Below are 11,488 nucleotides of genomic sequence, written 5' to 3'. Positions count from 1 at the left end.
ATGGCATCACCTATCATGAGTATGTCACCGAGCTGACCTATCTGCTGTTCCTGAAGATGCTGGCGGAAACGGGGGGCGAGAACCAGTTGCCGGTGGGCCAGCGCTGGGACGACCTTCGGCAGCGGGAGGGGATGGAGCAACTGAACTTCTATAAAAAGTTGCTTCTGGACCTGGGCACCCAGGGGCGTGGGCTGGTGCTGGCCATTTTCGCTGAAGCGCAAAGCCGCCTGAAAAAACCCACCAACCTGAAAGCGCTGGTCGAGGCCATTGACGGGCTGGACTGGTTCAGCGCGCGGGAAGAGGGGCTGGGCAACCTGTATGAAGGGCTGCTGGAAAAGAACGCGGCGGAGAAAAAAAGCGGTGCCGGGCAGTATTTCACCCCCCGCCCCCTGATCGACAGCATCATCCGCCTGATCAAGCCGCAGGCGGGGGAGGTGATCCAGGACCCCGCCGCCGGGACCGGGGGCTTTCTGGTCGCCGCCGACCATTACATCAAGGGCAACACGGACAAACTGTATGCCCTGCCCGAGGCCCAGCGCTTTTTCCAGCGCAACAACGCCTTTGTCGGGCTGGAACTGGTGCCGGATACACACCGCCTGTGCCTGATGAACCTGATGCTGCATGGCATCACCGGCGACAGCGGTTCTGGCGTGCAGCAGGGTGATACCCTGTCGCATGAGGGGGAGGCGCTGGGTCAGGCCGATGTGATCATCACCAACCCGCCCTTTGGCACCAAGAAGGGCGGCGGCAGGCCGACGCGCGGGGATTTTTCCGTCACTGCCGATGTCTCCAACAAGCAGTTGGCCTTTGTCGAACATATCATCCGCGCCCTGCGGCCCGGTGGCCGCGCCGCCGTGGTGATCCCGGATAATGTGTTGTTCGAGGATAATGCAGGCCGCGCCCTGCGCCAGATGCTGCTGGACTGGTGCGACCTGCACACCATCCTGCGCCTGCCCACGGGCATTTTTTATGCCCAGGGCGTCAAGACCAACGTGATCTTCTTCACCCGTGGCAAGGCGTCCAGGGGTAACACCAAACAGACCTGGGTCTATGACATGCGGGCCGACATGCCCGCCTTTGGCAAGACCCGACCGTTGACGGACGTGCATTTCAAGGATTTCGAGACCTGCTTCGGCGACGACCCGCTGGGCCGTGCGCCGCGTCATGGCCAGGGCGAGACGGGGCGCTGGCGCGCCTTCACCCGCGCCCAGATCGCCGAACGCAATGACAATCTGGATATCGCGTGGCTGCGCGATGACAGCGGCGACCCGGAAGATGGTTTGACCGAACCGACGGACATCGCCGCCGCCATCATGGCCCACCTGCAAGCGGCACTGGAGGAGATTGCCGCCTTGACGGAGGAAGTGGGCGGGGACGCGGCGTTGGTGCAGGAGGCGGCAGAGTGAGCGGGGAATTGCCTAAGGGGTGGGCTGAGACGACGCTTGGGGCTATCACAGTTCCGTTTGATACCATCGACCCAACTAGAACGCCTGATAAGGAGTTCCAATATATCGACATAGGTAGTATCGATAACGAACGCTTGGAGATTCGGTCACCAAAATCATTTTTGGGAAAAGATGCACCTTCTAGGGCGCGTCGATTGGTTGCCAAAGGCGACACCCTTTTTGCGACGGTGCGGACCTATTTGAAAAATATTGCCCTTGCCGGAGATTCTCATGATGGGAATTTAACTTCAACGGGCATTGCAGTTCTACGCCCCGCGAACGGTATTGAACCAAAATTTCTTTTCCGATATGTGTCTTCTCAGCCTTTCGTTGACGCTATTAGCCAGGGCATGGATGGAACCATGTATCCTGCAATCAACGATGGCGATCTTGGACCCCGTCCAATGCCGTTGCCGCCGGAGCCGGAACAACACCGCATCGTTGCCAAGATCGACTCCCTGTTCGCCCGATCATCGCGGGCACGGGACGAACTCGCCCACATCCCCAAGCTGATCGAACGCTACCGCCAAGCCGTGCTGGAAGCCGCCTTCCGGGGCGACCTGACGGCAGACCTACGCAATGATCGGGAAGCGTTTCGAAATGGTGAACTACCGTCAGGATGGCGCCTTTGCAGCCTTGGTAAGTTGATTGAGGATGGGCCGCAGAATGGTCTGTACTTGCCAAAGTCTCAGTATGGAGATGGTGTTCCCATTCTAAGAATTGAGAATTACCAGGATTTTACCAGCGATAATCTTGATGGACTGAAACTTGTAAATGTCAGCAATGAAGATATTGAAAAATATAAATTAACTCCTGGGGACATTGTAATTAATAGAGTGAACTCACCATCGCATTTGGGTAAATCGATCCTTATTGGCAAGTCCTATGATGGGATTTTATTTGAAAGCAATATGATGAGATTTAGGGTTTTTTCTAATTACAGCCCAGAGTACATTTGTCTTTTTCTTAAATCTCCAGAGGGCAAGAGAAGACTCACGTCGGGCGCAAAATGGGCGGTAAATCAGGCAAGTATTAATCAAGGAGACGTAACGGCAACAAATGTTCCGATCCCTCCAATTGCTGAGGCAAAGGAAATCGTCAAGCGCATTGAGCATCTTCTTCGTGGTTTGCAGGTGCTAGAGGTGGAGTTCCGAAGTGCCCGAAACTTAATCGACCGCCTCGACGCCTCCATCCTCGACAAAGCCTTCACCGGCCAGCTCGTCCCCCAGGACCCCAATGACGAACCGGCCTCCAAACTGCTGGACCGCATCTGCGCGGCGCGGGCCGCTGCCCCCGCCGTGAAGCGGGGTCGCAAAGCCAAAGGTGCGGCGGATGGTGGGCTTTTCTGACCGCTGGGTCCGTGTCATGGCGGATTATGCCGCCGATGGCGTGTGGGACAGCGAGGGCTATGCCCACACGCCCGATGACCTTCCCTTGTCGGACGGGTTGCGGGCCGATATCCGGGCCTGGGCTGCATGGTATGACCGGGATTGTGAGGATGGGATGCCCGATCCCAAACCCTTCCCCCTGGATGATTTCGCGGCCCAGGGCCTTGCCCTGGCCCGGCGGGTCAAAGCCGAACTGCCAGACTGGACCATAATCTATCATGATGAGGCAAAGGCGGCCAGGGTGCGCTGGGAGCATCACAGGGCGGTCTTTGAATATGAAATCACCGGCGGGCCGCCGTATCCCGCAGATACAGCCCCGGCTGTCGTCAACCATCCATGCCAACCCCCAAGGGATCAAGAATGAGCAGCGAAGTCCTCCAGGTCGTTCCGCCCCCACCCTTGGTCATTGGCGTTTCCACGCGCGCCCTGTTCAACCTGGAGGAAGAACACCGGGTGTTTGAGGAGGAGGGTGTTCCCGCCTATATCAAGCTTCAGCTTGAACGGGAAAAGACGGTCCTGGAAAGGGGAACGGCCTTTGAGGTCATTCGCCGCCTGCTCGCCTTGAACCCAAAAGGCGCGCCACCGCTGGTGGAGGTGATCGTATTGTCCAGAAACTCACCCGACCTGTCGCTGCGGGCCTTCCATTCCATTGAACATTACGGGCTGAAGATCGAACGGGGCAGCTTCACCAGCGGGCGATCCGTGGCCCCCTTCATCAAGGCCTGGAACATCGACCTTTTCCTGTCCAACGAGGAGGAGGATGTACGCGGGGCCGTCGCGGCGGGGGCTGCCGCTGCAAAGCTGGGGATAGCGCCGATAGACCAGCCTGAGGCTCCCGATGACGAGGTACGGTTTGCCTTGGACGGCGATGCTGTCGTGTTCAGTGACGAGTCTGACAACATCTACAAAACCCAGGGGCTTGCTGCGTTTCTTGATAATGAGCGCAACAACGCCCAGGTGCCGATGAGCCGGGGGCCATTTGGCAATTTCCTGCACAAGCTGTCGGTTCTGCGCCGTCAGGTCGGGCATGATGAATTTACCAGTCGTGTCCGCATTGCCATCGTCACGGCCAGGAATGCCCCGGCCCATGCGCGTGTTATCCACACGCTGCGTGCCTGGGGTACGCCCGCTGATGAGGCGCATTTCGTGGGTACACACGCAAAGGCCCCGATCCTGAAGGCTTTCGGTGCTCATATCTTCTTTGACGATCAGGCCAAGCATGTTTTCGGTGCAGCCGGTGTGGTTTCCGCTGGGCTGGTGCCCGGCCCCCATGACCCCGCGAAACCCGTTATTCCAGCTTCGGCGTGACCAAGATATGCTGATGGGGGCCGTGTTCGAATGCAAAATCACCGGCGGGCCGCTGCCAGTGCTGGCGTAATCCCCGGACCGCCCGTATCTTGAAAGGACACTTTAAGTGTACCTTCGCGGCATTGCGGAGGGGACGGAACCAGAAGGGGGGAGCGATCCCCAAAGCGCAGTAGCATGACCACGGCCCGCCACATCGTCGCTCTGTTAAAGAGCCACATCGAAGGGGATGAGGATCATTTCCTCAGCGTGGCCATGCAGTTGGCAGCGCATGAGGCGCGTCAGGGCCATGGCAAGCTGGCGCAGGAACTGCGTGAACTGATCGACCATGCCAAGGAGCGGCGTTCGGCGGTGGTGCCCAAACGTTCCGGCCCGGTCCCCCTGGTCCAGGCCAAGGGGGAATTGGCCAACCTGCTGACCGTTCGCTATTCCGATGTGCGGCTGGCCAGCATGGTGCTGACGGCGGAAACCGAATCCCGCCTGCGCCGCACCTTGTTGGAGCAGACCCAGCAAAGCGTGTTGCGGAACCATGGGCTGTCCCCCCGCCGTAAACTGTTGCTGGTCGGGCCGCCGGGGGCGGGCAAGACCATGACGGCGGCGGCGCTGGCGGGTGAACTGCACCTGCCCCTGTTCACCGTCGTGCTGGACAGTCTGATTTCCAAATTCATGGGAGATACGGCGGGGAAGCTGCGGTTGGTGTTCGATGCGATGCGGATGACCCGTGGTGTCTATCTGTTCGACGAATTCGATGCCATCGGGGCCAAACGGTCGAGTGAGAATGACGTCGGCGAAATCCGCCGCGTTCTGAATTCCTTCCTGCAATTCCTGGAACAGGATGACAGCGACAGCCTGATCATCGCCGCCACCAATTACCCGGACCTGCTGGATCGCGCGCTGTTTCGCCGGTTCGACGATGTGATCGAATATGACCTGCCGGATGCGGGCCTGCTGGAACGGTTGATGCGCAACCGGCTGGCCGCGTTTCAGACGCCACGGTTGGCCTGGGCCAAGGTTGCAGATGCCGCCCAGGGACTCAGCCACGCTGAGGCGGCCCGCGCCGCCGATGAGGCCGCCAAGACCACGATCCTGGGCGGCGGCACCAAGATCAGCATGGATGCCATTCTGGCCGCTGTCACCGAACGACAAAGAGCATCCCGCCACCAGGACTGACCCATCCGCCCATGCCCCAACCGCCGCGCAATCGGCCGCACCTCCGCGTTGAGGGGACCGGCCAGACGGAACGATACACCAACCCTTCCCAGCCAACGACCCGGCGACCGCCCTACCGCGACCGGGAGCAACATGCCGCCGCGCTGACAGCGGCGATTGCCCAGGCCATCCAGGCCGGGCGAGGAGAAGTGGCGGCGCGGGAACCGACCATCGCCGATGGGGAGCCGGGCTTCTACCTGCAAATCGCCGTGCCGCACGGTGAGGGCGAAGCTATCGACAAGCTGAGCAATCGACCGAAACGTGTGGAGGTGGTGTCCACCAAAGAGACTGGCGATGGTGCCAATTCCTATATAGAGGCCACGGTATTTGTGCCTGCGGAGGCCGAAACCTATTACTTGGATAAGGTCGAAGCCTATCGTGATCCAGCGAGAAACACCCGGACTGGCCGTCCAGCGAACGAGGCGCTTGTCGCCCGCATGGACAATGTCCAGATCGCGACGGTGCAATCTTTGTTCACCGACGACGTCGGGCTGTTTCCACCATCGGGGCAGCCGGTCTGGTGGGAAGTCTGGCTGCGTCGGGATACACGGGAACGGTTCATGCACGTTGCCGACCGGCTGAATATCCAACGCCGGGAACATATAGTCAGCTTCCGTGAACGGGATGTCGTGTTGGCCTTGGCCGATGCGGCCACCATGACGCGCCTCATCCGCAACTGCGATGCGGTGGCGGAACTGCGTCTTGCCAAAGACACTCCCGCAATGTTCCTGGGCCTGGGCGGGGGTGAGCAGGCGGAATGGAGCGACGAACTTCTTTCCAGGATCAATCCGCCCGGCATGGCGGCACCGGCGGTCTGCCTGCTGGATAGCGGGGTGACCCAACGTCACCCGCTGATCCAGCCAGTGCTGGACGAAACAGACATGCACACTGTCGAACCGACATGGGGAAGGGCGGACACCGCCGCGTTTTGGAATGGACATGGCACGGCCATGTCAGGGGTGGCGATCTATGGTGATCTCCATCCCTTGCTGGCTGGTACAGACGCCGTTGATCTCCAGCATCGGCTGGAAAGCGTCAAAATCCTGCCGCCCGATGGGCATAATGATCCAGAGCTGTATGGCGCGATCACGATGGAGGCCGTCGCCAGGGTCGAGTTGCAGGCACCACACCGGCCACGGGTAGTCTGCATGGCGATTACCAGCGCGAACCCCGTGCCGGGTAAGCCCTCATCATGGTCAGCCGCCGTTGATCAGCTTTGCTTTGATGAGGAACAGCGGCGGCTGCTGGTGGTGTCAGCGGGGAACATCCGTGATGGGCTGGCCTCTGCCACCTACCTTGACGCCAATGATCTGGCACCGGTCGAAGACCCGGCCCAAGCCTGGAACGCTCTGACGGTTGGGGCCTATACTGACAAGGTCAACATCACTGATCCAGATTATCGGGGGTGGCAGCCGATTGGTGCGCCGGGCGATCTCTCGCCCAGTTCCCGCACCTCGGTCACCTGGAGCAGGCAGTGGCCGATCAAGCCCGATGTGGTATTCGAGGGCGGTAACTTCGCCGATGATGGTTTGCAGGCCCCAGAGCCCATCGACGATCTCCGCCTGTTGACCACCCATTCCAAGCCCAACCTCCGGCTATTGGACACGATTGGGGACACCAGCGGTGCATCTGCACTGGCAGCGAACATGGCCGCCCGAATCATGGCGGCCCGTCCTGGTCTTTGGCCGGAAACTGTACGCGGTCTGATCGTCCATTCTGCTGAATGGACACCGGCAATGCAGGCCCGCATGGCAGGCCGGTCGAAGGCTGAATTGCACTCCCTCCTTCGCCGGTACGGCTATGGTGTGCCGGATTTCGACCGGGCGATTCTCAGCGCCAGCAACGATCTGACCCTGCTGATTGAGGATGAACTTAACCCATTCGACAAAGAGCAGAGGTCAAGCACCGCGAAATCGAAGGATATGCGGCTGCATCGCTTGCCATGGCCCCGTCGTGAACTGCTGGCCCTGGGGGAAATGCCTGTCGAGTTTCGGATCACCCTGTCCTACTTCGTCGAACCAAATCCGGGTGAGCGGGGTTGGACGCGGCGGCATCGCTATGCCTCCCACAATCTGCGCTTCGCCGTTAAGCGGGCGACTGAAACGGTTGACGATTTCCGTCGGCGAATCAATCGGGTCGCCCGTGAGGAAGAGGATGGTATTTCGGTATCGTCGGGTGCAGGAGACGATAATTGGTACCTGGGCGGCACCGTTCGTGACCGGGGCTCCCTACATTCAGATTGGTGGAGGGGCACAGCCGCTGATCTGGCCGGGCGCGATGCGATTGGTATCTATCCTGTCGGTGGTTGGTGGAAAGAAAAGCCTCATCTGGACCGATGGAATACGGCGGCGCGATATGCGTTGATCGTCACGATCCGCGCCCCCGGAACCAACGTCGATCTCTACACACCGGTGGCGAACCAAGTTTCCGTCCCCATTTCGGTTCGGTGACAGGACCGAGCGCATTTTGCGACGAAGTTCCTGGGCGTGGCATGGGAGCGCGTGCGCTGCTGTCGTCAAAGGTGCGCGGTTTTAGCGGCAGGCTGGATCTTTCCATCACTTTGAAACGGCGCGTGATTATCCGTCTCAGCAGGCCCCAAAGCCGTACTTTGAGCGGTGGATTGCGCCTTTGCAGACGGCCACACCTCTCCGTTTCGCCGCACAATCACAGCCCCATCCCCGCTGTCCTCCTGTTGGCGTAGAGCCCGCGGTGCCCGCGCCAACCCTGGGGATGTCTAGAAAATTTCCCCTGCCGGAACCACCCCGCCGATTGGGCGGGGCCCCGGTTCCGGCATTCCGCGCGGAACAAATTTTCTCCACCCCAGGGTCCTCCACTTTGTTGCGGCCCTTCGCTTTGCTCGGGTGGCGCTGGTCACCTTTGCGGGCTCTGACGCCGGGGACATCGCGGGGATGGTCCCGCGACCGCAGCGTAGGAGACAGATCATGGCCATCACCCTCGGCACCTTCACCAAGCTCGACGACGGCAGCTTCTCGGGCATCCTCAAGACCCTCAACGTCACCGCTTCGCTCACCATCGTTCCGGTGACCAAGCTGTCCGACAATGCCCCCGACCACCGCGTCTTTGCCGGCAACGGCCAGCGCTACGAGGTCGGTGCCGGCTGGTCCCAGGTCGCCAAGTCCAGCGGCGAGACCTATCTGAACCTCAAGATCGGTGCGCCAGAATTCGGTCCCCATTGGGTGCGTGCCCGCCTCGTCAAGCTGGAACATCCGGCCGATGACGGCACCACCCACATCGCCCTGTGGGAGCCCCGCGACCGCTGATCCCGGCCTTTTCAGCCCCGTTCCGGCACCGCCGGGACGGGGCTTTTCGCCTGTTCGGGGGCAGGGGGATCGGAATTCAAGGGGATGGATTTGCGAGCGTCCGCAACCACGCCCCCGTTCGCCATGCTCTCCCCATCTGCGGCGAACCCCGCCGCTGTCACCCGAGGAGCGGTGAGATGGAGGATGAGGTCAATCGAGCGGCAAAAGCCCGCAAAGGCAGCCCGTTTCTGAACACGGCACAGGCTGCCTTCTATATCGGCCTGTCGCATCGGACCCTGGAAAAGATGCGCCTGACAGGCGGTGGCCCGCGCTTTCGCAAGCACGGGCGCTATGTCCGCTACCACATTGATGACCTGGATGCCTGGTCATTGGGGGAACGGCGCGACAGCACTTCAGACAAAGGGGATGCGTCATGAATTGCGCCCCGATGTCGCAACAGAAGTCGCAACGCCGCCCATTGCGTCGCCGCTTGTCTCGGACTTCACGGCGTCGGGCCTTGCTGCTTGCAGGCGCGGCATTGGCGGCGCTGGGCTTTTCGGTGATGGCTCGCCCGGAGCCGATCCTGGTGTGGAACAGCAGCGCTTCGGCCCCCCTTGGGCTTTATCTGGTGCTGCCGGAAACCCGCCTGCACCCGGGCGATTTGGCTCTCGTAACACCGCCGGAGAGCATTGCCGACATGGCGGCACGGCGGGGCTATCTCCCGCGCGGTGTGCCGCTGATCAAGCAGGTGGCGGCTATGGGCGGGGATCATGTCTGCGCCAAGGGCGATGTCATCGCCATCAATGGCGACACGGTCGCCGTGCGTCAGAAGGCCGACAAGGCAGGCCGTCCGTTGCCCTGGTGGGAGGGCTGTCGGGTATTGTCTGCAGGAGAAATCCTGTTCCTCATGCCAGCGGCAGAGTCCGTGGATGGCCGCTATTTCGGGCCGCTGTCGTCGGTGCATGTCATCGGTCGGCTGGTGCCACTATGGCTGCGCTGAAGGCCGTTGGGCTGACCTTTGCGCTTATGGTTACAGCGGTTGCCGGTGCGACGGATCATGCTCCTTACGATACAGCGGTGACAGCCGCTGCCCATCGTTTTGACCTGCCGCAGGACTGGATAAAGGCCGTCATCACGGCGGAAAGCGGCGGCGATGCCAGTGCCGTATCGGTCAAGGGCGCGCTGGGCCTGATGCAATTGATGCCAGATACCTGGGCGGAGATGCGCGACCGATATGGTATCGAGGGCGACGTCCTGGACCCTGCCGCCAACATCATGGCGGGCAGCGCTTACCTTGCCGAAAAGCGCAACCGCTTCGGCTATCCCGGCCTCTTCGCCGCCTATAATGCCGGGCCCGCGCGTTATGAGGCCTATTTGCGTGACGGTACGCCATTGCCAGCCGAGACCCAGGCCTATCTGGCAAAACTCGACGCCAGATTGGGATTGCCAGCAGGCGGCACCAGCGGGCTGTTCGTGCCGCTGAACAGCCCTGACAGCCGAGACAGCCGATTGTTTGCGCCCTAGTCCAAGGCTGGGAGCACTGGGCGATAGACGGTTGAGCAGGGGACTTCATCTCAGTCCGCCCATCGTACCAGCCGGGCAGCGGGCCCCGTCAAGGATCCGCGGTACCCCCAAAATGCTCCGCATTTTGGCTCCCCCGCGCCCCGCTTCGCGGTGCCTGCGGCCTCCTTGACCGGCCCCGCTCCGGCTGATGCCAGGCGCTGTCCTCGATGACGGGGACGACAGCGATGGAGGAGATCATGGTGACCGAGACTGTTACACCGATCCGCGGAACCGATGCCTATTGGCGTCAACGCCGCCTGGCCTTTGCCCTTATCCAGAGCCTGGAGCAGGCCATTCATGTCCGCAATCAGGCGCCGATGTACGTCGGCTCAGCCGATGATCCCATGGAGAATACCGGGCCGTGGGACCGGGTGTGTCAGGTTCAGGATCGGGTCCGTCAGAACCCTTTGGCCCTGGAGACCTTGGCCGCCCAGAAACGGCTGATGCTGCTGACGGCATAGCATGACGGGAGCGGTGTCCTCTGGATGCCGCTCCCTTTTCTGGAGGCCTCCGGCATCCGTGATCTGGCCCCTGAATGCGGCGGGGGAGGGGTTTCTCATCTCGCTCCGCCCATCGTACCAGCCGGGCAGCGGGACCCGTCAAGGATGCGCGGTCCCCCCAAAATGCTGCGCATTTTGGTTCCCCCGCGCCCCGCTTTGCGGCGCCTGCGGCGTCCTTGACCGGCCCCTCTCCGGCTGGACGGGAACCTCGTCCTCGATCAGGAGGACGCCAGCCAAGGAGGTTCCCATGCCGTTCATTGCAGCGCATCCCCAGGCCGCGATCGACCGTTTCGACGCCCTTGTCGATGACGTCCGGACCGAGTTCGGCAGCGACGGATTGATGGCCAATGTCGAGCGTTTCATCACCGCCGAACGTCCCGAATTCATCTGGGATGGCCGCTTCCAGGAGCATTATCTGGGCGAATGGATGGGCGATGATGACGGCGCAGAAGGCCTTCACTGCATCCTCATCCTGAGCCATTTTCGCAGCGAATTCATCGTCGCCAGCTGCGTTGTTGATGGCGATAAACGTCTGCATTCCATGACCCGTCAGCGGGCCTATGCCACGCGCGACGCCGCCGAGAAGGCCTTCCAGAATGCCGCATGTCGATAGGCGGCGCTGATACGGGAGCGGCGGTTCAGGCGGTCGCTCCCTTTCTTTCCAGCATGAGAGCGTAGAAGGGCGTGGATAAGCGCGGGTGCTGATCAGGGGCGCTGTAGGGCAAGATAAAACGGTGGTGCCAGCGCCCCCGTAACCCCCTGTCTGCACATCCCTTTTGGGGTCTTGCGGTGGTGCCAGGGGGGCGGGATCGGCACCA

At 61.2% G+C, this 11,488-nt stretch carries 12 protein-coding genes; all 12 read left to right on the top strand.

Features of this window, described 5'->3' with window-relative positions; genetic code table 11:
* On the top strand, positions 1–1,406 hold a 1,406-nt coding region (locus ACM9HJ_RS28195), incomplete at its 5' end, for an N-6 DNA methylase (protein ID WP_416575127.1).
* Positions 1,403–2,794 carry a restriction endonuclease subunit S gene (locus tag ACM9HJ_RS28190; protein ID WP_416575126.1) on the top strand — a complete coding sequence of 464 codons (1,392 nt, stop codon included), beginning with the start codon at positions 1,403–1,405 and terminating at the stop codon, positions 2,792–2,794. The genes ACM9HJ_RS28195 and ACM9HJ_RS28190, both read left to right, overlap by 4 nt.
* A complete protein-coding gene (locus ACM9HJ_RS28185) occupies positions 2,778–3,197 on the top strand; it encodes a hypothetical protein (RefSeq protein ID WP_416575125.1) in 420 nt (139 codons plus the stop codon). Before ACM9HJ_RS28190 ends, ACM9HJ_RS28185 begins: the two co-directional genes overlap by 17 nt.
* The gene (locus tag ACM9HJ_RS28180; RefSeq protein WP_416575124.1) at positions 3,194–4,141 is read left to right on the top strand and encodes a 5'-nucleotidase; all 948 of its coding nucleotides are present in this window, start codon (positions 3,194–3,196) and stop codon (positions 4,139–4,141) included. The genes ACM9HJ_RS28185 and ACM9HJ_RS28180 overlap by 4 nt, the downstream gene beginning before the upstream one ends.
* A gap of 174 nt (positions 4,142–4,315) precedes the next feature.
* Positions 4,316–5,308, top strand: coding sequence for an AAA family ATPase (locus tag ACM9HJ_RS28175; RefSeq protein ID WP_416575123.1), 993 nt, complete (start codon positions 4,316–4,318; stop codon positions 5,306–5,308).
* Between the two features lie 11 nt (positions 5,309–5,319).
* On the top strand, positions 5,320–7,797 hold the full coding sequence (locus ACM9HJ_RS28170; RefSeq protein WP_416575122.1) for a S8 family peptidase: 2,478 nt from the start codon (positions 5,320–5,322) through the stop codon (positions 7,795–7,797).
* Positions 7,798–8,289: 492 nt separating this feature from the next.
* Positions 8,290–8,628: a DUF736 domain-containing protein gene (locus ACM9HJ_RS28165; protein ID WP_416575121.1), complete on the top strand. Its 339-nt coding sequence runs from the start codon at positions 8,290–8,292 to the stop codon at positions 8,626–8,628.
* A gap of 176 nt (positions 8,629–8,804) precedes the next feature.
* The gene (locus tag ACM9HJ_RS28160; RefSeq protein WP_089290451.1) at positions 8,805–9,044 is read left to right on the top strand and encodes a helix-turn-helix transcriptional regulator; all 240 of its coding nucleotides are present in this window, start codon (positions 8,805–8,807) and stop codon (positions 9,042–9,044) included.
* 80 nt (positions 9,045–9,124) lie between these two features.
* Complete coding sequence (locus ACM9HJ_RS28155; protein ID WP_416575120.1) at positions 9,125–9,607, top strand: S26 family signal peptidase; 483 nt, start codon at positions 9,125–9,127, stop codon at positions 9,605–9,607.
* Positions 9,595–10,131, top strand: a complete 537-nt coding sequence (locus tag ACM9HJ_RS28150) for a lytic transglycosylase domain-containing protein (RefSeq protein ID WP_416575119.1) — start codon at positions 9,595–9,597, stop codon at positions 10,129–10,131. Before ACM9HJ_RS28155 ends, ACM9HJ_RS28150 begins: the two co-directional genes overlap by 13 nt.
* Before the next feature lie 224 nt (positions 10,132–10,355).
* Positions 10,356–10,631, top strand: coding sequence for a hypothetical protein (locus ACM9HJ_RS28145; protein WP_416575118.1), 276 nt, complete (start codon positions 10,356–10,358; stop codon positions 10,629–10,631).
* Positions 10,632–10,917: 286 nt separating this feature from the next.
* A complete protein-coding gene (locus ACM9HJ_RS28140; RefSeq protein WP_416575117.1) occupies positions 10,918–11,283 on the top strand; it encodes a hypothetical protein in 366 nt (121 codons plus the stop codon).
* The last annotated feature ends 205 nt before the right edge of the window (positions 11,284–11,488 follow it).

This window comes from Niveispirillum sp. KHB5.9 (genome assembly GCF_048066115.1).
In the GTDB taxonomy this organism is placed as follows: Bacteria; Pseudomonadota; Alphaproteobacteria; order Azospirillales; family Azospirillaceae; genus Niveispirillum.
This window is presented reverse-complemented; position numbering and strand designations above follow the sequence as displayed.

Coding starts and splice junctions, on each gene's coding strand:
- ACM9HJ_RS28180 (WP_416575124.1), top strand. CDS start 3,194: ATGAGCAGCGAAGTCCTCCAGGTCGTTCCGCCCCCACCCTTGGTCATT.
- ACM9HJ_RS28165 (WP_416575121.1), top strand. CDS start 8,290: ATGGCCATCACCCTCGGCACCTTCACCAAGCTCGACGACGGCAGCTTC.
- ACM9HJ_RS28145 (WP_416575118.1), top strand. CDS start 10,356: ATGGAGGAGATCATGGTGACCGAGACTGTTACACCGATCCGCGGAACC.
- ACM9HJ_RS28170 (WP_416575122.1), top strand. CDS start 5,320: ATGCCCCAACCGCCGCGCAATCGGCCGCACCTCCGCGTTGAGGGGACC.
- ACM9HJ_RS28150 (WP_416575119.1), top strand. CDS start 9,595: ATGGCTGCGCTGAAGGCCGTTGGGCTGACCTTTGCGCTTATGGTTACA.
- ACM9HJ_RS28175 (WP_416575123.1), top strand. CDS start 4,316: ATGACCACGGCCCGCCACATCGTCGCTCTGTTAAAGAGCCACATCGAA.
- ACM9HJ_RS28160 (WP_089290451.1), top strand. CDS start 8,805: ATGGAGGATGAGGTCAATCGAGCGGCAAAAGCCCGCAAAGGCAGCCCG.
- ACM9HJ_RS28185 (WP_416575125.1), top strand. CDS start 2,778: ATGGTGGGCTTTTCTGACCGCTGGGTCCGTGTCATGGCGGATTATGCC.
- ACM9HJ_RS28140 (WP_416575117.1), top strand. CDS start 10,918: ATGCCGTTCATTGCAGCGCATCCCCAGGCCGCGATCGACCGTTTCGAC.